This is a genomic window from Limnohabitans sp. Rim8 (assembly GCF_945901735.1).
GTDB lineage: Bacteria > Pseudomonadota > Gammaproteobacteria > Burkholderiales > Burkholderiaceae_C > Limnohabitans_A.
In genome coordinates this window covers 1-26,374 of sequence record NZ_CAMDLM010000033.1, presented here as the reverse complement: position 1 = coordinate 26,374, position 26,374 = coordinate 1, and the positions used below count along the sequence as shown (strand labels likewise).

The 26,374-nt window shown below is 60.0% G+C and carries 26 protein-coding genes, 1 tRNA gene and 1 pseudogene; 4 read left to right on the top strand and 24 right to left on the bottom strand.

Annotated elements, in window-relative coordinates; all coding sequences use genetic code 11:
- Nucleotides 1-49 precede the first annotated feature (49 nt).
- Genes mutL through miaA form a run of 3 tightly spaced genes read left to right on the top strand, consistent with a single transcriptional unit; the run spans nt 50 to nt 4,247 of the window.
- The gene (gene mutL, locus Q0O99_RS14525) at nt 50-2,089 is read left to right on the top strand and encodes a DNA mismatch repair endonuclease MutL (protein WP_293752691.1); all 2,040 of its coding nucleotides are present in this window, start codon (nt 50-52) and stop codon (nt 2,087-2,089) included.
- Nucleotides 2,089-3,306: a Bcr/CflA family efflux MFS transporter gene (locus tag Q0O99_RS14520; protein WP_293752690.1), complete on the top strand. Its 1,218-nt coding sequence runs from the start codon at nt 2,089-2,091 to the stop codon at nt 3,304-3,306. The genes mutL and Q0O99_RS14520 overlap by 1 nt, the downstream gene beginning before the upstream one ends.
- Nucleotides 3,303-4,247: a tRNA (adenosine(37)-N6)-dimethylallyltransferase MiaA gene (miaA, locus tag Q0O99_RS14515; protein ID WP_293752689.1), complete on the top strand. Its 945-nt coding sequence runs from the start codon at nt 3,303-3,305 to the stop codon at nt 4,245-4,247. Before Q0O99_RS14520 ends, miaA begins: the two co-directional genes overlap by 4 nt.
- On the opposite strand, the gene arfB is transcribed toward miaA, so the two are convergent.
- The 24 genes from arfB to rpsO form a co-directional block, all read right to left on the bottom strand.
- Nucleotides 4,244-4,651 (bottom strand): alternative ribosome rescue aminoacyl-tRNA hydrolase ArfB, encoded by a 408-nt coding sequence (arfB, locus tag Q0O99_RS14510; protein WP_293752688.1) that lies wholly within the window; start codon nt 4,649-4,651, stop codon nt 4,244-4,246. The two genes, miaA and arfB, sit on opposite strands and share 4 nt — an antisense overlap.
- A gap of 18 nt (nt 4,652-4,669) precedes the next feature.
- Nucleotides 4,670-5,227 (bottom strand): DUF1178 family protein, encoded by a 558-nt coding sequence (locus Q0O99_RS14505; protein ID WP_293752687.1) that lies wholly within the window; start codon nt 5,225-5,227, stop codon nt 4,670-4,672.
- A 9-nt stretch (nt 5,228-5,236) separates the two neighbouring features.
- Nucleotides 5,237-5,821 (bottom strand): NUDIX hydrolase, encoded by a 585-nt coding sequence (locus Q0O99_RS14500; protein ID WP_293752686.1) that lies wholly within the window; start codon nt 5,819-5,821, stop codon nt 5,237-5,239.
- A 28-nt stretch (nt 5,822-5,849) separates the two neighbouring features.
- The gene (locus tag Q0O99_RS14495) at nt 5,850-6,152 is read right to left on the bottom strand and encodes a DUF2818 family protein (RefSeq protein WP_293752685.1); all 303 of its coding nucleotides are present in this window, start codon (nt 6,150-6,152) and stop codon (nt 5,850-5,852) included.
- Between the two features lie 18 nt (nt 6,153-6,170).
- Nucleotides 6,171-7,658 carry an NADH-quinone oxidoreductase subunit NuoN gene (nuoN, locus tag Q0O99_RS14490; protein WP_293752684.1) on the bottom strand — a complete coding sequence of 496 codons (1,488 nt, stop codon included), beginning with the start codon at nt 7,656-7,658 and terminating at the stop codon, nt 6,171-6,173.
- 51 nt (nt 7,659-7,709) lie between these two features.
- Nucleotides 7,710-9,185 carry an NADH-quinone oxidoreductase subunit M gene (locus tag Q0O99_RS14485; protein ID WP_293752683.1) on the bottom strand — a complete coding sequence of 492 codons (1,476 nt, stop codon included), beginning with the start codon at nt 9,183-9,185 and terminating at the stop codon, nt 7,710-7,712.
- A gap of 22 nt (nt 9,186-9,207) precedes the next feature.
- Nucleotides 9,208-11,247: an NADH-quinone oxidoreductase subunit L gene (gene nuoL, locus Q0O99_RS14480; RefSeq protein WP_293752682.1), complete on the bottom strand. Its 2,040-nt coding sequence runs from the start codon at nt 11,245-11,247 to the stop codon at nt 9,208-9,210.
- A 7-nt stretch (nt 11,248-11,254) separates the two neighbouring features.
- Nucleotides 11,255-11,563: an NADH-quinone oxidoreductase subunit NuoK gene (gene nuoK / locus Q0O99_RS14475; RefSeq protein ID WP_291916978.1), complete on the bottom strand. Its 309-nt coding sequence runs from the start codon at nt 11,561-11,563 to the stop codon at nt 11,255-11,257.
- Complete coding sequence (locus Q0O99_RS14470; RefSeq protein WP_293752681.1) at nt 11,563-12,213, bottom strand: NADH-quinone oxidoreductase subunit J; 651 nt, start codon at nt 12,211-12,213, stop codon at nt 11,563-11,565. Before Q0O99_RS14470 ends, nuoK begins: the two co-directional genes overlap by 1 nt.
- Before the next feature lie 37 nt (nt 12,214-12,250).
- On the bottom strand, nt 12,251-12,760 hold the full coding sequence (gene nuoI / locus Q0O99_RS14465; RefSeq protein ID WP_108351987.1) for an NADH-quinone oxidoreductase subunit NuoI: 510 nt from the start codon (nt 12,758-12,760) through the stop codon (nt 12,251-12,253).
- Between the two features lie 13 nt (nt 12,761-12,773).
- A complete protein-coding gene (gene nuoH / locus Q0O99_RS14460; RefSeq protein ID WP_293752680.1) occupies nt 12,774-13,856 on the bottom strand; it encodes an NADH-quinone oxidoreductase subunit NuoH in 1,083 nt (360 codons plus the stop codon).
- Nucleotides 13,853-15,964, bottom strand: coding sequence for an NADH-quinone oxidoreductase subunit NuoG (gene nuoG, locus Q0O99_RS14455; protein WP_293752679.1), 2,112 nt, complete (start codon nt 15,962-15,964; stop codon nt 13,853-13,855). The genes nuoH and nuoG overlap by 4 nt, the downstream gene beginning before the upstream one ends.
- Entirely contained in the window at nt 15,957-17,357 is a 1,401-nt protein-coding gene (gene nuoF / locus Q0O99_RS14450; protein WP_293752678.1) for an NADH-quinone oxidoreductase subunit NuoF, read from the bottom strand. The genes nuoG and nuoF overlap by 8 nt, the downstream gene beginning before the upstream one ends.
- Nucleotides 17,357-17,845, bottom strand: a complete 489-nt coding sequence (gene nuoE, locus Q0O99_RS14445; RefSeq protein WP_293752677.1) for an NADH-quinone oxidoreductase subunit NuoE — start codon at nt 17,843-17,845, stop codon at nt 17,357-17,359. Before nuoE ends, nuoF begins: the two co-directional genes overlap by 1 nt.
- Nucleotides 17,842-19,095 (bottom strand): NADH-quinone oxidoreductase subunit D, encoded by a 1,254-nt coding sequence (locus tag Q0O99_RS14440; protein ID WP_293752676.1) that lies wholly within the window; start codon nt 19,093-19,095, stop codon nt 17,842-17,844. The genes nuoE and Q0O99_RS14440 overlap by 4 nt, the downstream gene beginning before the upstream one ends.
- A gap of 1 nt (nt 19,096) precedes the next feature.
- Entirely contained in the window at nt 19,097-19,705 is a 609-nt protein-coding gene (locus Q0O99_RS14435; protein ID WP_293752675.1) for an NADH-quinone oxidoreductase subunit C, read from the bottom strand.
- Nucleotides 19,706-19,716: 11 nt separating this feature from the next.
- Entirely contained in the window at nt 19,717-20,196 is a 480-nt protein-coding gene (locus tag Q0O99_RS14430; RefSeq protein WP_108406238.1) for an NADH-quinone oxidoreductase subunit B family protein, read from the bottom strand.
- Between the two features lie 43 nt (nt 20,197-20,239).
- A complete protein-coding gene (locus Q0O99_RS14425; protein ID WP_293752674.1) occupies nt 20,240-20,599 on the bottom strand; it encodes an NADH-quinone oxidoreductase subunit A in 360 nt (119 codons plus the stop codon).
- Between the two features lie 66 nt (nt 20,600-20,665).
- A tRNA-Leu gene (locus Q0O99_RS14420) sits at nt 20,666-20,750 on the bottom strand.
- A 157-nt stretch (nt 20,751-20,907) separates the two neighbouring features.
- Nucleotides 20,908-21,282, bottom strand: coding sequence for a preprotein translocase subunit SecG (gene secG / locus Q0O99_RS14415; RefSeq protein WP_293752673.1), 375 nt, complete (start codon nt 21,280-21,282; stop codon nt 20,908-20,910).
- 39 nt (nt 21,283-21,321) lie between these two features.
- Nucleotides 21,322-22,068: a triose-phosphate isomerase gene (tpiA, locus tag Q0O99_RS14410; RefSeq protein ID WP_293752672.1), complete on the bottom strand. Its 747-nt coding sequence runs from the start codon at nt 22,066-22,068 to the stop codon at nt 21,322-21,324.
- A 5-nt stretch (nt 22,069-22,073) separates the two neighbouring features.
- On the bottom strand, nt 22,074-23,084 hold the full coding sequence (locus Q0O99_RS14405; protein ID WP_293752671.1) for an NAD(P)H-quinone oxidoreductase: 1,011 nt from the start codon (nt 23,082-23,084) through the stop codon (nt 22,074-22,076).
- A gap of 169 nt (nt 23,085-23,253) precedes the next feature.
- The gene (gene pnp, locus Q0O99_RS14400) at nt 23,254-25,359 is read right to left on the bottom strand and encodes a polyribonucleotide nucleotidyltransferase (protein ID WP_293752670.1); all 2,106 of its coding nucleotides are present in this window, start codon (nt 25,357-25,359) and stop codon (nt 23,254-23,256) included.
- A gap of 210 nt (nt 25,360-25,569) precedes the next feature.
- Complete coding sequence (gene rpsO / locus Q0O99_RS14395; RefSeq protein ID WP_019428565.1) at nt 25,570-25,836, bottom strand: 30S ribosomal protein S15; 267 nt, start codon at nt 25,834-25,836, stop codon at nt 25,570-25,572.
- A gap of 242 nt (nt 25,837-26,078) precedes the next feature.
- Between rpsO and Q0O99_RS14390 the strand changes: the two are divergent.
- A pseudogene (locus tag Q0O99_RS14390) lies at nt 26,079-26,374 on the top strand (lyase family protein); the annotation flags it as partial.

Below are 26,374 nucleotides of genomic sequence, written 5' to 3'. Positions count from 1 at the left end.
GACGATTATCCCCGCCCAAGCGCCCAAGCAGAGCCCCTAAAATCTGGCAGTGACTTCCCAACAACCCCCGGCTTACGCGCGCCGCCCCATCCGCGAACTCCCCGATGAACTGATCAGCCAGATCGCCGCTGGCGAGGTGGTCGAGCGCCCCGCTTCGGTCGTGCGCGAGTTGGTGGACAACGCCATGGACGCAGGTGCTCAAAGCATCACGCTGCGCCTGATGGGTGGCGGCACGCGGCTGATTTCGGTGGAGGACGACGGCGGTGGCATCGCGCCGGACGAGTTGGCCACTGCCTTGAAGCGCCACGCCACCAGCAAGATCAGCAATTTGGACGACCTCGAATCGGTGATGACCATGGGCTTTCGAGGCGAGGCGCTGGCGGCCATCCATTCGGTGTCCGAGCTCACCTTGCTCTCGCGCATGGACGGCCAGCCCACCGCCTTTGCGCTGGACGGCCGTACTGGCGAGATCCGCCCGGCCGCCCGCGCCGTGGGCACCACGGTAGAGGTCAAAGAGCTGTTTTTCTCGACCCCGGCCCGCCGCAAATTCCTCAAAAGCGACAGCACCGAGCTGGCGCACTGCGTGGAGGCGGTGCGCCGCCACGCGCTGGCGCGCCCTGACGTGGGTTTTGCCATCTGGCACGAGGGCAAGCTGGTGGAGCAGTGGCGCGTGCACCCTGGCGCGGCAGGCCTGGCGCAGCGCCTGGCCGATGTGCTGGGTGAGGAGTTTGTGGCCCAGTCCATTCCCATCGAATACCACGCCGGGCCGCTCAAAGTGACGGGGCGCGCGGGTCTGCCCGACGCTGCCCGCTCACGCCCCGACCACCAATTTGCCTATGTGAACGGCCGCTTTGTGCGCGACAAAGTGGTCATGCACGGCGCGCGCAGCGCCTACGAAGACGTGCTGCACGGCCACAAACAACCGGCCTATGCGCTGTTCATGCAGATCGACCCGACCCTGGTGGACGTGAATGTGCACCCGACTAAGATCGAGGTGCGCTTTCGCGACAGCCGCGCGGTGCACCAGGCGGTGCGGCATGCCCTCGAAAACGCCTTGGCGGTGCCGCGTTCGCAAAACCTGAACGATGCGTCTGCCCTGCCCGCCAGCGACTTCGACCTGAAGGCCCCCTCTTCCAAAGCCCTGCCCGAGTCAGCGGCCTGGCAGCAAGGCGGCATGGGCTTCGAACGCCCTGGCCCCTCGACTTTTTCGGCCCCGAGCTACAAACCTGCCGATTTTGTGCGCCCCCGAGTGGACGGCGAACAAGCCATGGCCGACCTGAAGGCGCTGTGGAACCCGCCTGAGCGCAATGAAGCGCTTGTTGCGCAAGAAGCCCGCCCTGCCGATTGGCCAGCCCCTTTCGCAGTCGGAGAACGCTCCCACACAATACCCTCCCCCGTAGGAGCGGTCTCCAACCGCGATGCTGCATCCCTCGCCCCCGCAGGAGCGGTCTCCGACCGCGATCAGCCCTGGCCAAACGCCAGCGCCGCCGACAACCCCTGGCCGCTGGGCCGCGCAGTGGCCCAACTGCACGGCGTCTACATCCTGGCCGAAAACAAGCAAGGCCTGGTGGTGGTGGACATGCACGCGGCGCACGAGCGCATCGTGTACGAACGCCTGAAAAACCAACTCAACACCACGGAAGCCTCGCGCATCGCCAGCCAACCGCTGCTGATCCCGGCCACCTTTGCCGCCACCCCCAACGAAGTGGCCACGGCCGAGGCCTGCGCCGAAGCGCTGGAACAATTGGGGCTGGAAATCTCGCCCCTGTCGGCCAAGACCCTGGCCGTGCGCGCCGTGCCCACCAGCTTGGCGCAAGGCGACGCGGTGGAGTTGGCGCGCAGCGTGTTGGCCGAGCTGGCCCAGCACGACGCCAGCACGGTGGTGCAGCGCGCCCAAAATGAAATTTTGGCCACCATGGCCTGTCACGGCGCGGTGCGCGCCAACCGCCGCTTGACGCTCGATGAAATGAACGGCTTGCTGCGCCAGATGGAAGACACCGAACGCTCCGACCAGTGCAACCACGGCCGGCCCACTTGGCGCCAGATGACGATGCGCGATCTGGATGCGCTGTTTTTGCGAGGCCGGTGATGGCCCCCAGACTCGTCGTCTTGCTCTTGGCCCTGCTGCTCGGCCTGCAACCCGTCACCAGCGACCTGTATTTGCCGGCCCTGCCCGCCATCACCCAGGGGTTTGGTGCCAGCATGGGCCAGGCACAACTCACGCTCACGGCGCTGCTCCTGGCCTTTGGTCTGTCCCAGCTCATTTGGGGTCCCATGTCGGACCGTTTTGGCCGCAGACCCATCCTGCTGTGGGGCATGGCTGCTTTCAAACTCGCATCGGTGGCCTGTGCATTTGCCCCCAGCATGGCCTGGCTGATCGCAGGCCGCGCCCTGCAAGGCATCGCCATGGGCGCGGGGGTCATGGCCGCGCGCGCGGTGGTGCGCGACCTGTTTGCACCAAGCCAAGGTGCCACCGTCATGTCGCAAGCCCTCACCGGCCTGGGCATCATCGCTTGCGCATGCGCGCCGCTGGGCGGCCTGCTCACCGAATGGCTGGGCTGGCGCGTGGCCCTGATCGCCGTCGCGGTGTTTGGCGCAGGCACCCTCGCCTTGCTGGCCTGGCGCTTCGAAGAAACCCTGGCCCAACCCGATGCGCACGCCTTGCGCGTCGGCCCCCTGATGCGCGCCAACCTCGCCATCCTGCGCCACCCCGTGTTCCTCACCTGGTGCGCTTTGTCTTCCGCGTCTTACCTGGGTCTGTTCACTTTTTTGGCCAGCTCGTCGTTTGTCTTCATTCAATTCATGGGGTACAGCAAAACGGCCTATGGTTTTCTGATGCTCAGCATGTCGCTGTCCTACATCGTGGGCACCTTCTTGTGCCTCTGGATGCTGCGCCGCACCAGCGTGCACCGCACCTTGGGCATGGCCGCGGTGCTGACCATCACCGGCGGTGTCAGCATGGCCGCGCTGGCCCATGCCGGGGAAGGCCAGGACTGCTACGGTGCCTGGGCCGTCATGGTGCCCATGTACATCTTCATGCTGGGCCACGGCGTCCATCAGCCATGCGGTCAAAGCGTCGCTGTGGTGCCCTTTCCGCAACGGGCAGGCACAGCTTCGGCATTGAATGGGTTTTTGATGATGCTGGGCGCATTCTTCATGGGCGCCTGGCTGAGCACCCACATGGACCGCCCGGTGTTTGCGCTGGCACACGGCATCTTGCTCTGGGCCATCGTCATCACGCTGTTGGCCTGGACCGCCGTTCAACGCCACGGCCGCCCGGTGCTCATGCCAACCGCAGCGGCATGAGCCAACCCGACGCCATCGCCATTGTGGGCCCCACGGCCAGCGGCAAAACCGCAGCGGCATTGGCCTTGGCCCAAGCCCTGCAGCCCCAAGGCGGCGCAGAAATCATCAGCGTTGACTCGGCCCTGGTTTACCGGGGCATGGACATTGGCACCGCCAAACCCAGCCGCGACGAACTGGCCGCCGTGCCGCACCACCTGATCGACACGCTGGACCCGCTGCACAGCTACAGCGCGGCAGAATTTGCCAAAGACGCCACCCGGCTCATTCAGGACATCCGTGCACGCGGCAAAACACCGCTGTTGGTGGGCGGCACCATGCTCTACCTCAAGGCCTTGCTAGAAGGCCTGAACGACATCCCCGCGGCCGACCCGCAGGTGCGGGCTCAAATTCACCAACAAGCCGAGCAGCAAGGCTGGCCCGCCCTGCACGCGCAACTGGCCCAGGTGGACCCACAAACGGCCGCCCGCCTGGCCCCGGGCGACAGCCAGCGCATTGGCCGCGCCTTGGAAGTCTGGACCGCCACCGGCCAAACCCTGAGCTCTTTTCACCAAAGCGCCAAGGCCAACGCCCCCGACTGGCGCATCCCCGTCATCAGCCTGGAGGCACTGGACCGCCCTTGGTTGCACCAGCGCATCGCGCTGCGCTTTCAACAAATGATGGCGGCGGGCTTTTTGGACGAGGTGAAGGCCCTGCGGGCACGCGGCGACCTGCACCCCGACCTGACCTCGATGCGCTGCGTGGGTTACCGCCAAGCCTGGGAAGGGCTCGACGCGGGCTGGACCGAAGCCGAGATCATGGAGCGCGGCATCTTTGCCACCCGCCAACTGGCCAAGCGGCAAATCACCTGGCTGCGCAGCATGCCAGGGCGGCGGGTGGTGCAGGCCGATGCGCCAGATGCGCTGGCACAAGTGCTCAGGCGCGCTAAGACAGCCCAGTTTTAATCTGGGTCGTCTTTACGCCGAGCGTTTTTGATCTTGGACTGAATCGACTTGCCCTCCAACCGCCTTTGCACCGAGCCATAAGTGGGCTTGGTGGCCTTGCGGGGTTTGGGAGGCTTGGCATACAGATCCAGCGTTTCATACAGCCTGGCCCAAGCATCCACCCGGTTGGCTTCTTGCGTGCGGTGTTTCTGGGCTTTCAGAATGAAAACGCCCTCCAGCGTCAACCGACTGTCGCCCGACGCCAGCCAGCGCTGTTTGACATCGTCGGGCAAGGCGGAGTTCGCCACATCAAAACGCAGCTGGATGGCGCTGGAGACCTTGTTGACGTTTTGCCCGCCCGGGCCTTGCGCCCGGATGGCGCTCAGCTCGACCTCGGCGTCGTCGATGTGCAGGGCGTGTTTCATTTGGCTCTGCACCTGCAGTCACTGCAGCGGCCCCTTGAGGTTTTCCGGCACAGGCAAGGGCAGGACGTCGATGCCTTCGTCGATCAGGGCCTCGGTTTCTTCGCGCGTGGCTTGGCCGCGGATGTTGCGCTCTTCGCGCTCGCCGTAATGGATCTTGCGGGCTTCTTCGGCAAACTGCGTTCCCACATCTTCGGTGTTGGCCATGACGTGGCGCACCATTTTCACCAGGGCCGACTGCATATGCTGCAAGGCATCGGGCGGCAAATCGGGCAGCGCGGGTGCAGCGCTGGATGCGGCGGGTGACGCTGCAAATGAAGCATCTGCAGCGCGGGCTTGCGGGCCACCCGCAGCGCTGCCCGCGCCCGCAGGTTCATCGCCCTGCCCCAGCTCCACTTTGGGGGCTGTGCCGTGGCCCAGGTTCAAGCGCGGTGCTGACAACTTTTTGGTAATGTCGCTGTCGTTGCACACTGGGCAGGTCAACAGACCCCGTTCGCGCTGAGCGTCGTAGTCGTCTTGAGAGCCAAACCAGCCTTCAAAGCTGTGGCCCAAGCGGCATTGCAGGTCGAGGACTTTCATGCCATCGGTTCAGGTGACGGTTTGCCACTGCAAGGGCCACTGGCCCGATTGCACGTTTTGCAACCACAGCAAGCCCGTCAAGGTCTTGGCATCGGTCAAGCGGCCTTGCTGGCAAGCGGCCATCAGTTCGGCGGGGCTGGCGGTAAACACATCCAAAAATTCGTCGGTGTCCAGTCGGCGCTCTCCCAGGCTGAGTTCTTTCGCAAACCAAATCTCGATCACCTCGGTCGAATAGGCGATGACCGGGTGCAACACCCCGGCCCGGGCCCATTGGCGCGCGGTGTAGCCGGTTTCTTCTTGCAGCTCCCGTTGGGCGCACAACCAGGGGTCTTCGCCGGGGTCCAGCTTGCCAGCCGGGAACTCGGTCATGACCTGACCCACGGGGTAACGAAACTGCCGCTCCATCACCAAGCGCAAACCTTCGGGCGTGTCGAGCATGGGAATGACCATGACGGCACCGGGGTGCACCACGTATTCGCGGGTAGACAAGTTTTGATTGGGCAAGCGCACGGTGTCGCGGAAAGCATGCAGGAAGCGCCCGCGCAAGAGCTCTTCCTGGTGGACCCGGTGCTCGATCAGGTGGTCGTCAGACATGCAAACCAGTGTGAGGGCCGTGCTGCACTCAGTGTTTGCGGTGCATCAGGTAGCGGTAGACGAAACCCGGAAAGGCCAGCGTGATGAACATGGTGCCGGTCACCGCATAAAACTCCCAGCCCTGCGGGGCCACTTGTCCGCCGTGCTTTTCCAGCGCCAGTCCCACCCCACCCACCACAAAGTACAAAACCACCAGTTCCATCAAGCGCCACAGCAAAGGCTTGGACAGGCGCTGTGGGCCCATCAGCATGATGCGCTGGTTGAAAAACGGCACGTTGGCGGCAAGCATTGCCAGCAGGATCAACAAACCGATTTGGGTGGACGTGCTCATGGTGCGGTGTTCAAAACATCAGACCGCGAGCATGCGCACAATTGAATCGGCGCACAAAGCCATGAGTGCACCGGGGAAAATGCCCAACAACAAGACCAGCAGGCCATTGGTGGACAACACCAAGCGCACATCCAGCGAGGCCGACACGGTGGTGGCCGTGACCGGCTCGTCAAAGTACATGACCTTGACCACGCGCAGGTAATAGAAAGCGCCAATCAGCGACATGATGACCGCGAAAATCGCCAAGCCCAGATAAAAGCCCTGCCCGGAGGCGAGCAACGATTGCAGCACCGACAGCTTGGCATAAAAGCCGACCATCGGCGGAATGCCTGCCATCGAGAACAAGCAAATCGCCATGACACCCGCGTACAAGGGGCTGCGCTGGTTCAGGCCAGACAAGTCAGTGATCTCTTCGCTCTCGAAGCCCTGACGGGCCAGCAACATGATCACGCCGAAAGCGGCCAAAGTGGTCAGCACATACGACACCATGTAGAACATGGCCGAGCTGTAGGCGTTGGCGGCCAAGGTGGTCTCGCCATTGATCACGCCCGCCACAAAACCCAGCAGCACAAAACCCATTTGCGAGATGGTCGAATAGGCCAGCATGCGTTTGAGGTTGGTCTGCGCAATGGCCGCCAAGTTGCCAATGAGCAAGGAGCCAATGGCCAGCAGCGACAGCATTTGCTGCCAGTCAAACGCCAACGGCAGCATGCCTTCCACCAGCAAGCGCACAAGAATGGCAAACGCGGCCAGCTTGGGCGCGCCACCGATCATCAAGGTCGCAGCGGTGGGGGCACCTTGGTACACATCGGGAATCCACATGTGGAAAGGCACAGCGCCAATCTTGAAAGCCAGACCCGCCACAATGAAGACCAGGCCAAACACCAGCACTTGGTGGTTCACCTGACCCGAAGCAATGGCTTTGAGCACCGCAGACAGCTCCAGGCTACCGGTGGCGCCATACATCATGGACATGCCGTAGAGCAAGAAGCCCGAGGCCATGGCCCCCAGCACGAAGTACTTCATGGCCGCTTCACTCGCTTGCGCGTGGTCGCGGCGCAGGGCCACGAGCGCATAGCTCGACAGGGTCAGCAGTTCCAGACCCAAATAGATCACGATGAAGTTCTGGCCCGAGATCATCATGCTCATGCCGAGCAAGGCGAACAGGCTCAGGCTGAAAATCTCCCCGCCGCGCAGCATCTCGCGGTCGGCAGCGTAGGGGCGCGAGTACACCAAGGTCACCATCACCGCGATGGTGGCAAAGCACTTGAGCCAGTGGCCCATCGGGTCGCTGACCACCATGCGGCCAAAGCCGTACAGCGTCTGCCCGGCATCGGCGTACAAGGCGTGCAACAAGGCCACGCCACCCAGAGACGCCAGCGTCAGCACATAAGTGCCGGTGCGCTTGGGGCTTTTCACGAAGAGGTCGGCCAGCGTCACGACGCAGGCCATGACCAGCAACACGATCTCCGGATACATCGTCATCCAGCTGGAGTTGTCCATCATCTGTGTTCTCTCAATTGTTCTATTCAGGCGAAACGTTCAGGTCCTGGCCGCTCAAGGCAGCTTGGACAAGGCCACGTGCTTGAGCAAGTCCATCACCGAAGCATCCATCACATCGGTGAACGGTTTGGGGTAAATGCCCATGTAGAGCACGGCCACGGCCAGCAAACTGAGCATCAGGAATTCACGCGCGTTGATGTCAACCAGGCCCTTGACGTCGTCATTGGTCACAGGGCCCAGGTACACCCGCTTGAACATCCACAAGGTGTAAGCCGCGCCAAAAATCAGGGCCGAAGCGGCCAGCAGGCCGATCCAGAAGTTGAACTTCACGGCGCCCAAAATGACCATCCACTCGCCCACAAAACCCGCAGTACCCGGCAAGCCCGCATTGGCCATGGCAAAAAGCAAGGCAAAGGCGGCGAACTTGGGCATGGTGTTGACCACGCCGCCATAGCTGGCGATTTCACGCGAGTGCACCCGGTCGTACAAGACGCCGATGCACAGGAACATGGCGGCCGACACAAAGCCGTGCGCAATCATCTGCACAATGCCGCCAGACACGCCGAGCGGGTTGAAGATGAAAAAGCCTAAAGTGACAAAGCCCATGTGTGCCACCGACGAATACGCCACCAGCTTTTTCATGTCCTGCTGGACCATGGCCACCAGGCCCACATAGACCACAGCCACCAGCGACAGCACGATGATCAACATGCCCCACTCACGGGCCGCATCGGGTGCAATCGGCATGGAAAAGCGCAAGAACCCATAAGCGCCCAGCTTGAGCATGATGGCCGCCAGCACAGCGGAGCCGCCGGTAGGCGCTTCCACGTGCACATCGGGCAGCCAGGTGTGCACCGGCCACATCGGCACCTTGACGGCAAACGCCGCAAAAAAGGCAAAGAACAGCAAGGTCTGCACGGTGCCCGACAAGGGCAGCTGGTGCCAGGTCAGGATGTCGAAGCTGCCGCCGGATGTGACGTACAGATAGATCAAGGCGATCAGCATCAGGAGTGAACCGAGCAACGTGTAAAGGAAAAATTTGAACGCCGCGTAAATCTTGTTCGGGCCGCCCCAGATGCCGATGATCAGGTACATCGGGATCAAGGTCGCCTCAAAAAAGACGTAGAACAGGATGCCGTCGAGGGCACAGAACACACCGATCATCAGGCCCGACAAAATCAAGAAAGCCGCCATGTACTGGCTGACCTTGCGGGTGATGACTTCCCAGCCCGCAATGACCACCACCACGTTGATGAAGGCCGTCAGTGGAATCAACCACAGCGAGATGCCATCCACGCCCAGGTGGTAGTGCACATTGAAGCGCTCAATCCAAGAGAGTTTTTCGACGAACTGCATCTCGGATGTGCCGAGCTGAAAGCCCGAAATCAAAGGCAGTGTGACCAGCAAACTGGCGATCGCGCCGACAAGCGCCAACCAGCGCACAGCGCCCGCTTGGCTGTCGCGACCGCAGGCCAGCAAGACGACGCCGAAAGCGATCGGCATCCAGATGGCAAGGCTTAACAATCCCATTTTTATATTGTCCTCAAAACCGTTAAGCGAGCCAGACGAAATACGTCATCAGCGCGAACACACCCAAAATCATGACCAGTGCGTAGTGGTACAGGAAACCCGACTGGAACCAGCGCACCACGCCAGACACCCAACCCACGACTTTCCAGGAACCGTTGACGAAGAAGCCGTCGATGATGGCGCGGTCGCCCAACTTCCACAGACCCATGCCCAAACCACGTGCACCTTTGGCCAGGATGTTTTCGTTGATCCAGTCCATGTAGTACTTGTTCTCGAGGACCACGATCAGCGGACGCAGAGCGCGGGCAAAGAAGGCCGGCACTTTGGGGTTGACCAAGTACATGTACCAAGCGGTCACCACACCGGCCAAAGCCAGCCAGAACGGCGCCATGCTGAGGCCGTGAACCGCCATGGCCACCGGACCGTGGAACAACTGCCCCAACTGCTGCATGGCAGGGTGTTTGACGGCGTCGATGAAGATGACGTCCTTGAAGAAGTCGCCGTACAGCATGGGGCCGATCGTCATGTAGCCAATCACCACCGAAGGAATCGCCAACAAGATGAGTGGCACCGTCACCACCCAAGGCGACTCGTGCGGTTTGTCGTGGCCGTGATCGCCTGCGTGATCGTTGTGCACGTGGTGGTCATCGTGGTGCGCATCCGGGTTCTGGTCGTAGCGCTCAGGGCCATGGAAGACCAGAAAGTACATGCGGAACGAATAGAAAGCCGTGACAAACACCCCCGCCAGCACCGCAAAGTTGGCAAAGCCAGCGGCGGGCAATGTGCTCAGGTGCACGGCTTCGATGATGCTGTCCTTGGAGTAAAAACCCGAGAACAGAGGCGTGCCGATCAGGGCCAGCGAACCCAGCAAAGACGTGATCCAGGTGATGGGCATGTACTTGCGCAGACCGCCCATGTAGCGGATGTCCTGGTTGTGGTGCATGCCCATGATGACGGAACCAGCACCCAAAAACAGCAGCGCTTTGAAGAACGCATGCGTCATCAGGTGGAACACGGCCACCGAGTAAGCCGATGCGCCCAGCGCCACCGTCATGTAACCGAGCTGTGACAAGGTGGAATAAGCCACCACGCGTTTGATGTCGTTTTGGATGATGCCCAAAAAGCCCATGAACAGCGCCGTGATCGAGCCGACGACCATCATGAAGTTCAAAGCCGAATCGGACAACTCGAACAGCGGCGACATGCGCGCCACCATGAAGATGCCCGCCGTCACCATGGTGGCCGCGTGGATCAGCGCAGAGATGGGCGTGGGGCCTTCCATCGAATCAGGCAGCCACACGTGCAGCGGGAACTGGGCCGACTTGCCCATGGCGCCGATGAACAGGCAGATGCAGATCACTGTGATCAGCATGGCGTCCATGCCGAAGATGTACCAAGGGAAATCGATGGCGGCCAGTTCTTGCGCCTTGGCAAACAGCTCGGTGTAGTTGAGTGTGCCGGTGTAGGCCACAATCAGGCCGATGCCGAGGATGAAGCCAAAGTCACCGACCCGGTTGACCAAAAATGCCTTCATGTTGGCGAAGATGGCGGTCGGTTTGTTGTACCAAAAGCCGATCAGCAAATAAGACACCAAGCCCACCGCTTCCCAGCCGAAAAACAGCTGCAGCAAGTTGTTGCTCATCACCAGCATCAGCATGGAAAAAGTGAACAGCGAGATGTAGGCAAAAAAGCGGTTGTAGCCTTCGTCCTCGTCCATGTAGCCGATGGTGTAGATGTGCACCATGAGGGACACGAAGGTGACGACGCACATCATCATCGCCGTGAGGCTGTCGACCATGAAGCCGACTTCCATCTTCAGGCCACCCACCACCATCCAGGTGTAGATGCTTTCGTTGAAAGTGGCCCCAGCCAGGACGCTGCTCAGCGTCATGGCCGACAGGATGAACGCCAAGAGTACGCCCAAAATGGTGAAGCTGTGCGACAGGCGACGGCCAATCCAGTTGCCGCCGAATTGGGTGCCCCAAATGCCGGCCAACAAAGCGCCCACCAGCGGGGCCAAGGGGATGGCCAGCAGTGTGCTGGCGTTGAGGGTCTGACTCATATTCTTGTTAACCCTTGAGCGAATTGAGTTCGTCCACGTTGATGTTGTGCTGGTTGCGGAACAACAGCACCAAAATGGCCAAGCCAATGGCCGATTCGGCCGCAGCCACCGTCAGGATGAAGAAAACGAACACTTGGCCGTGCATGTCACCCAGGTAGTGTGAAAACGCCACAAAGTTCATGTTCACGGCCAGCAGCATCAGCTCGATGGCCATGAGCAAAACGATCAGGTTCTTGCGGTTGAGGAAAATGCCGATCACGGACAATGCAAACAGCATGGCGCCGAGCGACAAGAAGTGTCCAAGGGTCAGTGTCATCATTTTTTCACCTCCACAGGTGCTGCGTCAGTTTGAGCAACCGGCGCAGGCGCCGCTTGAGTCGGGGCCATTTTGACCACCTGCATGCGGTCGGCAGCACGCACCTTGACTTGAATGGACGGGTCAATCGCCTTGCTGTCCTTGCGCTCACGCAAAGTCAGGGCAATGGCCGCGATCATGGCCACCAGCAAAATGGCCGCCGCGATCTGGATCGGCATCAGGTATTCGGTATAAAGCAAGATGCCCAATGCCTTGGCATTGTCCACCGGCACGGCGCCGTTGCCCATGACCGGCGCTTCGGACACGCGAAAACCGGACAACAACACTGCGGCCATTTCCAGGGCGACGACGGCCCCCAAAGTGGCCGCCAAAGGAAAGTTTTTCCAAAAACCTTTGCGCACAGTGTCGATGCCGATGTCCAGCATCATCACCACGAACAGGAAAAGCACCATCACCGCACCCAGGTACACCAGCACCAGCAAAATGGCCAAAAACTCTGCATTGAGAAGGAACCACACGGCCGAGGCTTGCGAGAAAGCCAGCATGAGGTAGAGCACCGCGTGCACGGGGTTGCGTGCGGTCACCACCCGGAAGGCCGCAAACAGCAGCACCACCGAGAAGAGGTAGAAGAAACCGGTCTTGACGTCCATAAGTCTGTCTTTTTAAGTGTTCAGGACTGGGCGGCGTTCAACGGTAAGGAGCATCGGCGGCGCGGGCGGCAGCGATCTCTTTTTCGTAACGGTCGCCCACGGCCAGCAACATGTCCTTGGTGAAGTACAGGTCACCGCGTTTTTCGCCGTGGTATTCGAAAATATGCGTTTCGACGATCGAGTCCACCGGGCAGCTTTCTTCACAAAAGCCGCAGAAAATGCACTTGGTCAAGTCGATGTCGTAGCGTGTGGTGCGGCGCGAACCGTCCTCTCGCTGGCCAGCTTCAATGGTGATGGCCATGGCTGGGCACACCGCCTCGCAGAGCTTGCAGGCGATGCAGCGCTCTTCACCGTTGTCATAACGGCGCAGGGCATGCAGGCCACGAAAACGCGGCGACAGCGGCGTTTTTTCTTCTGGGAACTGCACTGTCACCTTGCGGGCGAAAGCGTAGCGTCCCGTCAGAGCCATGCCCTTGAGCAACTCCACGAGCATGAAGCTCTTGAGGAAGTCCTTGATCGAGAAAGAGGAAGCAGTCATTGTGGTCATGGTCATTCACCGATCAGAGCCAGATGTTCCAGGGCGAGTGCAACCACACGCCGACGACCAGCAGCCACACCAAAGTGACGGGGATGAAAATCTTCCAGCCCAGACGCATGATCTGGTCATAACGGAAGCGCGGGAACGTGGCACGGATCCAGATGAACATGGAAACGACTAAGAAGGTCTTCAGACCCAGCCAGATCCAGCCGGGTATCCAGTTGAACAAGGCGCTGTCGATGGGCGACAACCAGCCGCCCAGGAACATGATGACGGCCAGAATGGACACGAGCCACATGCTGGCGTATTCGGCCAAGAAGAAGATCGCAAAGCCCATGCCCGAATACTCGACCATGTGACCGGCCACGATCTCGGCTTCGCCTTCGACCACGTCAAACGGGTGGCGGTTGGTTTCGGCCACGCCAGAGATCAAGTAGACGATAAAAATCGGCAACAAAGGCAACCAGTTCCAGGAAAGGAAGCTCAGGCCCATGTCTGCGGCAGCGCCCTTGCCTTGCGCCAGCACGATCTCGGTCAGGTTCATGCTGCCCGAGACCATCAAGACCACCAGGAAGCAAAAGCCCATGGCGATTTCGTAGCTCACCATCTGGGCCGATGCGCGCAGCGCACCCAAAAAGGCGTATTTGGAATTTGATGCCCATCCCGCGATGATCACGCCATAAACCTCGATCGAGGTGATGGCCATGACCAGCAGCAAGCCGGCATTGATGTTGGTCAGCGCCTGCTCGGGGCCAAACGGAATAGCGACCCAGGCAGCCAGCGCCGGCATGATGGCCATGATCGGGCCCAAGCGGAACAAGCCGGGGCTGGCCGCTGTGGGGTTGATCAGTTCTTTGGTCAGCAACTTCAGGGCGTCTGCAATCGGCTGCAGCAAACCAAACGGCCCCACGCGGTTGGGGCCATGACGCACTTGCATGAAGCCCAAGAGCTTGCGCTCCCACAGCGTCAGGTAGGCTACGGCACCCATCAGCGGCGCGAGGATGGCAACGATCTTGAGCAAAATCCACAAAACAGGCCACGCCATCGTGGCCCACCAGCTGGCAGCCACCAAATTCAGGCCGCCGTTGTACAGCGCGTCAATCATGGGGTCACCTCCTGACGGGCGTCTGCGGTCAATTGCAAAGACGGCGCACGGCGCACGGTGCCATCCAGCTGGTAAATGGAAGCAACCGCAGGAGCGGGCGTGGGGGTCCCCGTCAGGTTGATGGCGGCCCGTGTGGCGTTTGATGCCGTCAGCGGCTGAGCCGTGGCGCGGGCCAATACGTCTTGAGAGGTTTCAAAAGCCACACCGGGAATGTCGAGCAAGTTGGCCAGCACGCGCAGCACTTTCCAGGCCGGGCGGGTATCGGCCAAAGGCTTGACCACGGCGTGGAAGCTTTGCAGACGGCCTTCGGCGTTGACAAAAGAGCCCGATGTTTCGGTGAACGGGGCCATCGGCAGCAGCACATCGCTGAAGGCCATGTTGGCCTTGAACGGGCTGAGGGTCACCACCATCTCAGTTTGTGCCAAGGCTTGGGCAGCGGCGCCACCTGCGGCGCTGTCAAACTCGGGCTCGGTGTTCAGCAAGATCGCGGCTTTCAGGCCACCGGCCAGCATCTGGCCCGCATGTTTGCCGCCGGTTTGAGGTTGAGCAGCCACCCATTGCGCACCCACGGTGTTGGCCGCTTCGGTCAGGTAACCGACAGTCGCACCCGTTTGCTCGGCAATCCAGTTGGCCAGGGCCAGCAAGGTCGAAGCGTTGGCATGGTGCGCTGCGGCATTGCCCAGCAGCACCGCCTTGCGTTCGCCACCCATCAGAGAATTGGCGATGGCTTGGGCTTGTGCAGAAGCCGTGCCCGCACAAGGGGCTGTCACGCCTTTCACAGCTGCAACAGCGGTCGCCACATCGGCCAAGGTTTGCGCCCAGTCAAACGCATCGGTCACCACCGCGTTGGCCACAGGCATGGCCCAGGCGTCGGCATGACTGAAAGCGCCTTTGTCGGTGATCAGGTTCACGGCAGCGCCATGGCGCACGGCGTGGCGCACACGCAAGGCAAACAGCGGATGGTCTTTGCGCAGGTTGGAACCCACCACCAGCACGCGTTGCAATGTGCTCAGCGAGGCAATGGATGTGCCCAAGGTGCGCACACCTTCAGCCGCGCCAAATTCGGCTTGGCGCAGGCGGTGGTCGATGTTGTCCGATCCCAGGCCGCGCATCAAGGCACCGGCCAGGTACAACTCTTCTACGGTGCTGTGCGGGCTGACCAGTGCGCCAATGCTGTTGGCCCCGTGGTCGCGCTGGATGCTGCGCAGGCCATTGGCCACATATTCGAGGGCGGTTTGCCAGTCAACGGTTTTCCACTCACCGCCCTGCTTGAGCATGGGATGGGTCAGGCGGTCGGTGCCGTTCAGGGCTTCATAAGAGAAACGCTCACGGTCGGCGATCCAGCACTCGTTGAGGTCTTCGTTTTCCAGCGGCACGACGCGCATGACCTGGTTGTTCTTGACCTGCACGATCAGGTTGGCGCCCGAGGAGTCGTGTGCTGCCACCGACTTGCGGCGCGACAGCTCCCAGGTGCGGGCATGGTAGCGGAAAGGCTTGCTGGTCAAAGCGCCCACGGGGCAGATGTCGATCATGTTGCCCGACAACTCGGAGTCAATCGTCTGGCCCAAAAAGGTTTCAATCTCGGCATGCTCACCCCGGTGCGACATGCCCAGCTCCATGGCACCGGCCACTTCTTGGCCGAAGCGCACGCAGCGAGTGCAGTGGATGCAGCGGCTCATCTCTTCCATCGAGATCAGGGGGCCGACCTCTTTGTGAAAGACCACACGCTTTTCTTCTTCGTAACGCGAGGTGCTGCCACCGTAACCCACCGCCAAGTCTTGCAACTGGCACTCACCGCCTTGGTCGCAGATGGGGCAATCGAGCGGGTGGTTGATCAGCAAAAACTCCATGACCGACTTTTGGGCCGCAATGGCTTTGTCGCTCTTGGTGCGCACGATCATGCCTTGCGTCACGGGCGTGGCGCAGGCGGGCATGGGTTTGGGAGCCTTTTCGACCTCGACCAGGCACATCCGGCAGTTGGCAGCAATGGAGAGTTTCTTGTGGTAGCAGAAATGCGGAATGTAGGTGCCGGCTTTTTCAGCCGCATGCATGACCATGCTGCCTTCGGCAACTTCCACTTTCTGACCGTCGAGTTCTATTTCAACCATGGGTCTTCACCGCTGTTGCATCGGCGCTGACCATGGAGGTCTTGTGCTCGATGAGGTGTACAAATTCGTGACGGAAATGCTTGAGCATGCCGCGCACCGGCATGGCCGCTGCATCACCCAAGGCGCAAATCGTGCGACCCATGATGTTGCCGGCCACACTGTCCAGCATGTCGATGTCGCTGGCACGGCCTTGGCCGTGTTCAATGCGGTCCACCATGCGCCAGAGCCAGCCTGTGCCTTCACGGCAAGGGGTGCATTGGCCACAGGACTCGTGTGAATAAAAGTAAGACAAACGCGCCAGGGCCTTAACCATGCAACGGGTCTCGTCCATCACAATCACCGCGCCCGAACCCAGCATGGAGCCGCCTTCTTTGGCGATGCTGTCGTAGTCCATGGTGAGCTTCATCATCAACTCGGCAGGCACGACGGGCGAAGACGAGCCGCCTGGGATCACCGCTTTGAGTTGGCGACCACCGCGCATGCCACCGGCCAGTTCGAGCAGCTTGGCAAAGGGCGTGCCCATGGGCACTTCGTAGTTGCCGGGGCGCTCCACGTCACCGCTGACCGAGAAGATCTTGGTGCCGCCGTTGTTGGGCTTTCCGCATTCCAGATACGCCTGCCCTCCGTTGCGGATGATCCAGGGCACTGCTGCGAAGGTTTCGGTGTTGTTGATGGTGGTGGGCTTGCCGTACAGGCCAAAGCTGGCGGGGAACGGTGGCTTGAAGCGGGGCTGGCCTTTTTTGCCCTCGAGTGATTCAAGCAAAGCGGTTTCTTCGCCGCAGATGTAAGCGCCAAACCCGTGCGAGGCGTGCAACTGAAAGCTGAACGTGCTGCCCATGATGTGGTTGCCCAAATAGCCTGCGGCGCGGGCTTCTTCGAGGGCCGCTTCAAAGCGCTCGTAGGTGTGGAAAATTTCGCCGTGGATGTAGTTGTAACCCACGCTGATGCCCATGGCATAAGCCGCGATGATCATGCCCTCGATCACGGTGTGGGGGTTGTACTCCATGATGTCGCGGTCTTTGCAGGTGCCCGGCTCGCCTTCGTCCGAGTTGCACACCAGGTACTTTTGACCGGGGAACTGGCGGGGCATGAAGCTCCACTTGAGCCCCGTGGGGAAACCCGCACCGCCGCGACCGCGCAGGCCCGATTCTTTGACAGTGGCGATCACTTGGTCTTGCGTCATGCCAGCAACGCCGGTCTCGGCATTGGGCTCAGCACCGTCTTTGCCTAAAATCTTGCGCAGGGCCGCGTAGCCGCCACGCGATTCGTAGTCTTGGATGCCCCAGTTGGTGCCGTTCAGACCGGCATAAATTTGCGGGTTGATGTGGCGATCATGGAAGCACGATTCCACGCCGTTGGCCTGGAATTGGCTGAGAATTTGTTCGACGTTCATCAGGCCGCCTCGGCTTTCTTCAAACTATCAACCAATTGGTCGAGCTTATCGTGGCTCATGAAACTGCACATGTGGCGGTCGTTCACCAGCAGAACCGGCGCATCGGCGCAAGCGCCCTGGCATTCGCTGGGCTGCAAAGTGAAGAAGCCATCGGCAGTGGTTTCACCGACACGCACGCCCAATTTGTGTTCGAGATGTTCCAAAGCCTTTTGGCCACCACGCAACTGACAAGGCAGGTTGGTGCAAACGTTGAGTTTGAACTTGCCCACCGGCTTTTGGTTGTACATGTTGTAGAAGGTGGTGACTTCGTGCACGGCCATCACAGGCATGCCCAACACCTCGGCCACGACTTGCTCACTGTCGGGGCTGACCCAGCCTTGTTCTTGCTGAACGATAGCCAGGCAGGCCATGACGGCCGACTGCTTTTGATCTGCAGGGAACTTGGCGACTTCACGCGCAAAGCGCGCTTTGGTTGACTCAGAGATCATCGGTCAATCTCTCCAAAAACAATGTCCATGGTCCCGATGATCGCGACCGCGTCGGCCAGCATGTGGCCACGGGCCATTTCATCGAGGGCGGCCAAATGGGCAAAGCCCGGGGCACGAATTTTGAGACGGTAAGGCTTGTTGGCCCCATCGCTCACCATGTAAATGCCGAACTCACCTTTGGGGTGCTCGACAGCAGCGTAGGCCTCACCTTCGGGCACATGGAAGCCTTCAGTGAAGAGCTTGAAGTGGTGGATCAAGTCTTCCATGTTGGACTTCATGCCTTCACGTGCAGGCGGTGCCACCTTGTGGTTGTCGGTGATGACGGGGCCGGGGTTGGCACGCAGCCACTTCACGCACTGCTGGATGATGCGGTTCGATTCGCGCATCTCCTGCACCCGCACCAGGTACCGGTCGTAGCTGTCACCCGTCTTGCCCACAGGCACGTCGAACTCGACCTGGTCGTAAGCGTCGTAAGGCTGCTTTTTGCGCAAGTCCCAGGCGAAGCCGGAGCCACGCAGCATGGGACCGGTCATGCCCAAGTTGAGGGCGCGCTCGGGTGCCACCACGCCGATGCCCACGGTGCGCTGCTTCCAGATGCGGTTGTCGGTCAGCAGGGTTTCGTATTCGTCCACACACTTGGGAAAACGCTGGGTGAAGTCGTCGATGAAATCCAGCAAGGAGCCATTGCGGTTCTTGTTGAGCTGCTCGATGGCCTTGGCGTTCTTGATTTTGTTGACCTTGTACTGCGGCATGCTGTCTGGCAGGTCGCGGTACACGCCACCGGGGCGGAAGTACGCCGCGTGCATGCGGGCACCGGACACGGCCTCATACATGTCGAACAGGTCTTCACGTTCACGAAAAGTGTAGATCAAGATGGTCGAGCTGCCGCAGTCGTTGCCGTGCGAGCCGAGCCACATCAAATGGTTCAGCACGCGGGTGATTTCCGAGAACATCACGCGGATGTATTGCGCGCGCATGGGCACTTCGAGGCCCAGCATCTTCTCGATGGCCAGGCAATACGCGTGCTCGTTGCACATCATCGACACGTAATCCAAGCGGTCCATGTAGGGCAGCGATTGAATGTAGGTTTTGCTCTCCGCCAATTTCTCGGTAGCGCGGTGCAGCAGACCGATGTGCGGATCGGCACGTTGCACGACCTCGCCATCCAACTCGAGCACCAAGCGGAGCACGCCGTGCGCTGCCGGGTGCTGGGGGCCAAAGTTCAGCGTGTAATTCTTGATTTCGGCCATGTCAGTTCAGGCCTCCATAGTTGTCTTCGCGGATGATACGCGGCGTGATTTCGCGTGGCTCAATGCTCACGGGTTCATAAATCACGCGCTTGCGCTCGGCGTCGTAGCGCATCTCCACGTGACCCGACAGCGGGAAGTCTTTGCGAAACGGATGACCAATGAAGCCATAGTCGGTCAAGATGCGGCGCAGGTCGTTGTGGCCTTCGAACACGATGCCGTAGAGGTCGAACGCTTCGCGCTCGTACCAGTTGGCCGAGTTCCAGATCTCGTTGACCGAGTCCACCAAAGGCAGGTCGTCATCGGGGCACATCACTTTGACGCGCACGCGCTGGTTCAAGCTCACGGACAGCAAATGCACCGTGACACCAAAACGCGGGCCATCGGTGCCCACTTCGCGGTAGGCAGAGTAATCCAGGCCCGCCAAATCAACGAGTTGCTCAAATTGACAGCCCGGCGCATCACACAGGGTTTGCATCACACCCAGGTAATGGGCCGCGCTCACCTGCAAGGTCACCTCACCCAGGCTCAAGGTGATTTTCTGCACCCGATCACCCAGGGCCAAAGCCAGGGTGTCTTGCAAGTCTTCGGGGCGAATGGCGAAATCGGTCATCGTCATTCCCTTCAAGCACGCGCAATGGTGTGCGTGCGGCGGATTTTTTGCTGCAACTGAATGATGCCGTAGATCAGCGCTTCGGCCGTGGGCGGGCAGCCCGGCACGTAAACATCCACCGGCACAATGCGGTCGCAACCGCGCACCACCGAATAGCTGTAGTGGTAATAACCACCGCCATTGGCGCAAGAACCCATGGAGATCACCCAGCGCGGCTCGGACATCTGGTCATAAACCTTGCGCAGCGCCGGGGCCATTTTGTTGCACAAGGTGCCCGCCACGATCATCAAATCGGCCTGACGGGGGCTGGCACGGAAAACTTCGGCACCGAAGCGCCCCAAGTCATAACGGGCAGCGGCCGAGTGCATCATCTCGACTGCGCAGCAAGCCAGACCAAAGGTCATGGGCCAGAGCGAGCCGGTTTTGGCCCAATTCACCACCGAGTCGTAACTCGTGGTGATGAAGCCTTCTTTCATCACGCCTTCAATCATTTGGATTCCTCAAACAGGCTGTTTGCTGTGGTGCGTAAAAGGGTCATTCCCAGTCCAGAGCGCCTTTTTTCCACTCGTAGACAAAGCCGACGACCAGAATGGCCAGAAAAATGATCACGGCCACAAAGCCGGCCATGCCCACCTCCTTGAGGGCCACGGCCCAGGGGAACAGGAAGGCGATTTCAAGATCGAACAAGATGAACAAAATGGCCACCAGGTAGTAGCGCACATCGAACTTCATGCGAGCGTCTTCGAAGGCTTCGAAGCCGCATTCATAGGGGGAATTTTTTTCCGCGTCAGGCCGGTTGGGGCCAAGGATATAGCCTAAAACCTGGGGAATGATGCCGACAGCAACACCGACCAAAATGAACAAGAGAATGGGGAGGTACTGTTCGAGGTTCATTGGGTGACTGCCGGTTAATGACCGAATGAAAGGCCCAAGCCTTCAGCCCGAGCGCTTGCGTTTGTCTGGTGCCGTCGGCGAGACTCGAACTCGCACAGCTTTCGCCACTACCCCCTCAAGATAGCGTGTCTACCAATTTCACCACGACGGCTGGATGCTCATGAACAGCTTGCATGAGGTGCACCTTGAGTGCGTATCGCTTGCTGTAAAGACTCTGATTCTACTCCGGAAAAAAGGCTATTCCCCGACTCAAACCCGGAAAATTGTGCACAGCAGCAAAGCTGAATGCCAGCTGACTGCTGAGCCATTTATTTCACCGGTGCAGGGGGGACGCTGTTGTCGGGTTTGGCCGTCGGTGCGTTGCCAGGAATCTGCGCCGCGGGGCTGCTGTCCACTGGCGCCGTCACTGCCGCGCCTTCGAGCACACTGCCCGAAGCGGTGGGTGCGAGCTTGCCAAAATAAGCCAACAACAAAGTGCAGACGAAAAACACGGCGGCCAACACGGCCGTGGTGCGCGACATGAAGTTCGCACTGCCCGTCGCGCCAAACAAGCTCCCCGAACCACCGCTGCCAAAAGCCGCCCCCATGTCAGCGCCTTTGCCGTGCTGGATCAGGATCAGTCCAATCATGGCCAGAGCCGACAGCATCTGCACCACCAAAATCAAGGTCAACATCACGCTCATTTGAGTACTCCAAAATATTTAAAAACTGGGTTGAAAAGCTCAGCGCGAAGCGGCTTTCAACATGGATAAAAAGTCTGAGGCCTTGAGCGAAGCTCCACCGATCAGGCCGCCATCCACATCGGGCTGGGCAAGCAAGACGACTGCATTGGCCGCATTCATGCTGCCGCCATACAAAATCGACACGCGATCGGCATGCGCCGTGGCTGCTTGCAATTGGGCACGCAACACGGCGTGCACCCCTTGCGCTTGCTCGGGTGTGGCAGTCAATCCGGTGCCGATGGCCCAAACGGGCTCATAAGCCACCACGATTTCGCTGATGCAGTGGCCATTGGTGTGGATCACCGCCGCCAACTGCCGCTTGACCACCGCCTCGGTCTGCCCCGCCTCGCGCTCGGCCAGACTCTCTCCCACGCACACGATGGGGGTGATGCCTGCAGCCAAGGCCCGCTGGGCTTTGTGGGCCACCACGGCATCAGTCTCACCATGGTATTGACGCCGCTCCGAGTGGCCCACGATGGCGAAACGCACCGCAAAATCACGCAGCATCGCCGCCGACACATCGCCGGTGTAGGCCCCTGATTCGTGGGCCGACACATCCTGCGCACCCACGTCCAAGGCCGACCCGGCCAATAAATTTTGAGCTTGCGCCAGATAGGGTGCAGGTACGCACACCGCAGCACGGCAATTAACGTCGCCCATGCCGTTCAAGATGTCGGACAACAAAGGAGCATTGGCTGCGAGGCTGCCATTCATCTTCCAATTGCCCACCATCAATTTGCCGGACATGCCCATCACCAAGTCACCACAATCTTGCCCACATGCTGGTTCGTTTCCATCAAGGCATGGGCTTGCGCCGCGCCCGAAGGCAAACCACCGCCTGCCTCCACCGCGCCAAAAACGCTGTGGATGACCGGCTTGATGCGGCCTGACTCGATCCAGGGCCACACCGTCAGGCGCAAAGACTGGGCAATGGCCGCCTTGAAGGACACGGGACGCGGACGCAATGTCGAACCCGTGATCGTCAAACGGCGGCGCAGCACCATGCCGGCATTGAACTCGCTCTTGACACCGCCTTGCACGGCGATGATGACCAAGCGACCGTCTTCGGCCAAGGCCTCAATTTCACGCGCCACATAGTCGCCCGCAACCATGTCCAAAATCACATTCACACCCACGCCACCGGTTATGCGCTTGGCCTCGGCGACGAAATCGGTGGTTTTGTAGTTGATGGCATGGTCTGCGCCCAAAGCCAGGCAAGCCTGGCATTTTTCGTCGGACCCTGCCGTGGCAATCACCGTCGCACCCGCGGCCTTGGCCATCTGGATGGCGGTAACGCCAATGCCGCTGGTGCCGCCCTGAATCAACAGGGTCTCACCCGCTTGCAAACGCCCGCGGTCAAAAACATTGCTCCAGACCGTGAAAAAGGTTTCGGGCAGCGAAGCCGCTTCGGTGTCCGTCAGGCCCTTGGGGACTGGCAAACACTGGGCCACCGGTGCCACGCACAGTTGCGCATAACCACCACCCGCTACCAAAGCGCAGACACGGTCGCCCACTGCAAAACCCGCTTCGGCCATGGCCGCTGCATCACCCGAAACCACCACGCCTGCAACCTCCAGACCCGGAATATCCGAGGCACCCGGTGGCACGGGGTAATTGCCGGTGCGTTGCAGCACATCGGGGCGGTTGATGCCGCTGGCCGAAACGCGAATGAGCAACTCCCCTGCCCCAGCCACAGGCTCAGGACGGGTGCCAGGCACCAGCACCTCAGGGGCCCCGAAGCTTTGAATTTCGATGACGTTCATGGCAGGTTCAGCGTTATGCGTTATGCGTTATGCGTTATGCGTTATGCGTTATGCGTTCAGCGTTCAGCGTTCAGCGTGGAGGCTTGTTTGAAAGTTGAGGATGAAGAGCATCTCGCTCAAGGCTTAACGCCCAAACCTCAACTCTCAACCCTCAACGCAAAACCCCTTATCAGCCTTGAGCTGGACGGTCCAACAAAGCCTTCATCGACAACTTGATGCGGCCTTTTTCGTCGGTTTCCATGACCTTGACCTTGACGATCTGGCCTTCGCTCAGGTAGTCGGTGACCTTCTCAACGCGCTCGTGGGCGATCTGGCTGATGTGCAGCAGACCGTCTTTGCCGGGCAATAAGTTGATCAGGGCTCCGAAGTCCAGTATCTTGGTCACAGGGCCTTCGTAGACCTTGCCGATTTCAACTTCGGCGGTGATCTGCTCGATGCGCTTCTTGGCGATGTCGGCCTTTTCGCCGTCTGTGGCCGCGATGGTGATCGTGCCGTCTTCAGAGATGTTGATCTGGCAACCGGTTTCTTCGGTCAAGGCACGGATGGTGGCGCCGCCCTTGCCGATCACGTCACGGATTTTTTCGGGGTTGATCTTCATGGTGAAGAGCTTGGGCGCGAAATCCGACACTTGGGTGTTGGCCGTGCTCATCGCTTCTTGCATCTTGCCCAGAATGTGCATGCGGGCTTCTTTGGCTTGGGCCAAAGCGACTTGCATGATCTCTTTGGTGATGCCTTGGATCTTGATGTCCATCTGCAAAGCAGTGATGCCGTTGGTGGTACCCGCGACCTTGAAGTCCATGTCACCCAGGTGGTCTTCGTCACCCAAGATATCGGTCAACACCGCAAAGCGGTTTTCTTCCTTGATCAGGCCCATGGCGATACCGGCCACGTGGGCTTTCATCGGCACACCCGCATCCAGCCTCGACAAGCAGCCGCCGCAGACCGAAGCCATGGACGAAGAACCGTTCGATTCGGTGATCTCGGACACCACTCGCATGGTGTAGGGGAACTCTTCTTTGGTAGGCAACACAGCAGCCAAAGCACGCTTGGCCAAACGGCCGTGGCCGATTTCGCGGCGCTTGGTGCTGCCCATGCGGCCCACTTCGCCGGTGGCAAAGGGAGGCATGTTGTAGTGGAACATGAAGCGGTCTTCGAACTCGCCAGCCAAAGCGTCGATGCGCTGAGCATCGCGCTCAGTGCCCAAAGTGGTGATCACCAAGGCTTGGGTTTCGCCGCGTGTGAACAGGGCCGAGCCGTGCGTGCGGGGCAGCACGCTGTTGCGAATTTCGATGGGGCGCACCGTGCGTGTGTCGCGGCCGTCGATGCGGGGTTCACCGGCCAAAATCTGGCTGCGCACGATGCGCGCTTCGATCTCGAACATCAGGCCGTCCAGCTTGACGCTGTCAAAGGCCACACCCTCTTCTGCCAAAGCCACTTTGACCGAAGCGTAGGCTTCACGGCAAGCGTGTGTACGGGCTTGCTTGTTACGAATCTGGTAAGCAGCACGCAGTTTTTCTTCTGCGAGTGTGGCCAACTTGCCTTCGAAAGCCAGGTCACGGGCAGGCGCTTGCCAATCCCACACGGGCTTGCCGGCTTCGCGCACCAGCTCGTGGATGGCGTTGATGGCAATGGCCGATTGCTCGTGGCCGTACACCACACCACCCAGCATGATTTCTTCTGACAGTTGTTGGGCTTCAGATTCGACCATCAGCACAGCGGCTTCGGTGCCAGCGACCACCAGGTCCATGACGCTGTCTTTGCGCTGAGTCTGGCCAGGGTTGAGCACGTATTCACCGTTGATGTAACCCACGCGGGCGGCGCCGATGGGGCCGTTGAACGGGATGCCGGAGATGGACAGGGCGGCAGACACCGCGATCATCGCGGCGATGTCGGCGTCAACTTCAGGGTTCAAAGACACGGTGTGGATGACCACCTGCACGTCGTTGTAGAAACCTTCGGGGACCAGGGGGCGGATCGGGCGGTCGATCAGGCGGCTGGTCAGGGTCTCGTGTTCGCTGGGCTTGGCTTCGCGCTTGAAAAAGCTGCCGGGAATCTTGCCTGCGGCATACGTTTTTTCAATGTAATCCACGGTGAGCGGGAAAAAATCCTGCCCGGCTTTGGCGATCTTGGAACCCACCACAGTGGCGAGCACGACGGTGCCTTCCATGTCGAGCAGCACAGCGCCGCCGGCTTGGCGGGCGACTTCGCCGGTTTCCATCTTGACCGTGTGCTGGCCCCACTGAAATGTTTTGGTGACTTTGTTGAAAATAGACATGTTCAGAACTCCTGAAAACAAAAGCGCATGAGGCTGCACTGTGGGCCCGGAAGTTGACGCTCTGAACTCGATGCCATTCCACAAAACCTTGACCGAAAAGCTTTGTGGAATGACACAGCGCGAGATCGCCCTGGCAAATTCCGACTGAAAAAAAGAATAAAGCGCCTGAGCTAGTGAACTAACTCAGGCGCTTTTCATCTGGCGTGACGATTACTTGCGCAGGCCAAGTTTGGCGATCAGCGCAACGTAACGGTCAGCATCACGGGACTTGAGGTAGTCGAGCAATTTGCGGCGACGGCTGACCATGCGCAGCAAACCACGGCGACCGTGATGGTCTTTGGCGTGTGTTTTGAAGTGGGGCGTCAGCTCGTTGATGCGGGCTGTGAGCAAAGCCACCTGGACTTCTGGGGACCCAGTGTCGTTGGCAGCACGGGCATTGGCCTTGACGACCTCGGCCTTGATTGAAGATGCAATCATGGTTTTTCCTTGTTGTTTCGCTGGCATTCATTGAAGAATTTCAGCGGATTAATGACTTGCGCCAACTGCCGGAAAAGCGGATGGCGTGCGTTCTGCGAATTGCAAAACCATTTGATTATAGCCCGAAACATGGCCTAAGTGGACCGCTCAGACAGCCCGGAACCGCAACACGTCCAAGGCGCTGGCATTGATGGCTTGAGGAATTGAAAGGGCCGCCCGAAGCCCGATAAAATCATCGGCCTATGACAAACCAACTCGACAAAAAATCCCAAGCCTGGTCTGCGCTCTTTTCTGAGCCCATGAGCGAGTTGGTCAAGCGCTACACCGCCAGCGTGTTCTTTGACAAACGCCTGTGGCAAGCCGACATCACCGGCAGCCTGGCCCACGCCGAGATGCTGGCCGCGCAAAACATCATCGGCGCCAGCGACCTGGCCGACATCCAGCGCGGCATGGCGCAGATCACGCAAGAGATCGAATCCGGCGCGTTTGAGTGGAAGCTCGACTTGGAAGACGTGCACCTGAACATCGAAGCTCGGCT

What these genes read in the sequence shown, in the direction of transcription:
- nuoK (WP_291916978.1), bottom strand. Translation starts at nt 11,563, where the DNA reads ATGACACTGACCCTTGGACACTTCTTGTCGCTCGGCGCCATGCTGTTT.
- nuoE (WP_293752677.1), bottom strand. Translation starts at nt 17,845, where the DNA reads ATGATCTCTGAGTCAACCAAAGCGCGCTTTGCGCGTGAAGTCGCCAAG.
- Q0O99_RS14520 (WP_293752690.1), top strand. Translation starts at nt 2,089, where the DNA reads ATGGCCCCCAGACTCGTCGTCTTGCTCTTGGCCCTGCTGCTCGGCCTG.
- Q0O99_RS14485 (WP_293752683.1), bottom strand. Translation starts at nt 9,185, where the DNA reads ATGGGATTGTTAAGCCTTGCCATCTGGATGCCGATCGCTTTCGGCGTC.
- Q0O99_RS14440 (WP_293752676.1), bottom strand. Translation starts at nt 19,095, where the DNA reads ATGGCCGAAATCAAGAATTACACGCTGAACTTTGGCCCCCAGCACCCG.
- nuoG (WP_293752679.1), bottom strand. Translation starts at nt 15,964, where the DNA reads ATGGTTGAAATAGAACTCGACGGTCAGAAAGTGGAAGTTGCCGAAGGC.
- Q0O99_RS14435 (WP_293752675.1), bottom strand. Translation starts at nt 19,705, where the DNA reads ATGACCGATTTCGCCATTCGCCCCGAAGACTTGCAAGACACCCTGGCT.
- nuoH (WP_293752680.1), bottom strand. Translation starts at nt 13,856, where the DNA reads ATGATTGACGCGCTGTACAACGGCGGCCTGAATTTGGTGGCTGCCAGC.
- nuoI (WP_108351987.1), bottom strand. Translation starts at nt 12,760, where the DNA reads ATGACCACAATGACTGCTTCCTCTTTCTCGATCAAGGACTTCCTCAAG.
- tpiA (WP_293752672.1), bottom strand. Translation starts at nt 22,068, where the DNA reads ATGTCCGGCAAATTGATGGTGGGCAATTGGAAGATGAATGGCAGCCTC.
- arfB (WP_293752688.1), bottom strand. Translation starts at nt 4,651, where the DNA reads ATGAAACACGCCCTGCACATCGACGACGCCGAGGTCGAGCTGAGCGCC.
- Q0O99_RS14405 (WP_293752671.1), bottom strand. Translation starts at nt 23,084, where the DNA reads ATGAACGTCATCGAAATTCAAAGCTTCGGGGCCCCTGAGGTGCTGGTG.
- nuoL (WP_293752682.1), bottom strand. Translation starts at nt 11,247, where the DNA reads ATGAGTCAGACCCTCAACGCCAGCACACTGCTGGCCATCCCCTTGGCC.
- Q0O99_RS14500 (WP_293752686.1), bottom strand. Translation starts at nt 5,821, where the DNA reads ATGTCTGACGACCACCTGATCGAGCACCGGGTCCACCAGGAAGAGCTC.
- nuoF (WP_293752678.1), bottom strand. Translation starts at nt 17,357, where the DNA reads ATGAACGTCGAACAAATTCTCAGCCAATTCCAGGCCAACGGCGTGGAA.
- Q0O99_RS14505 (WP_293752687.1), bottom strand. Translation starts at nt 5,227, where the DNA reads ATGAAAGTCCTCGACCTGCAATGCCGCTTGGGCCACAGCTTTGAAGGC.
- secG (WP_293752673.1), bottom strand. Translation starts at nt 21,282, where the DNA reads ATGAGCGTGATGTTGACCTTGATTTTGGTGGTGCAGATGCTGTCGGCT.
- Q0O99_RS14425 (WP_293752674.1), bottom strand. Translation starts at nt 20,599, where the DNA reads ATGAACCTCGAACAGTACCTCCCCATTCTCTTGTTCATTTTGGTCGGT.
- Q0O99_RS14470 (WP_293752681.1), bottom strand. Translation starts at nt 12,213, where the DNA reads ATGGACGTCAAGACCGGTTTCTTCTACCTCTTCTCGGTGGTGCTGCTG.
- Q0O99_RS14495 (WP_293752685.1), bottom strand. Translation starts at nt 6,152, where the DNA reads ATGAGCACGTCCACCCAAATCGGTTTGTTGATCCTGCTGGCAATGCTT.
- miaA (WP_293752689.1), top strand. Translation starts at nt 3,303, where the DNA reads ATGAGCCAACCCGACGCCATCGCCATTGTGGGCCCCACGGCCAGCGGC.
- nuoN (WP_293752684.1), bottom strand. Translation starts at nt 7,658, where the DNA reads ATGATGGACAACTCCAGCTGGATGACGATGTATCCGGAGATCGTGTTG.
- pnp (WP_293752670.1), bottom strand. Translation starts at nt 25,359, where the DNA reads ATGTCTATTTTCAACAAAGTCACCAAAACATTTCAGTGGGGCCAGCAC.
- Q0O99_RS14430 (WP_108406238.1), bottom strand. Translation starts at nt 20,196, where the DNA reads ATGATTGAAGGCGTGATGAAAGAAGGCTTCATCACCACGAGTTACGAC.
- rpsO (WP_019428565.1), bottom strand. Translation starts at nt 25,836, where the DNA reads ATGATTGCATCTTCAATCAAGGCCGAGGTCGTCAAGGCCAATGCCCGT.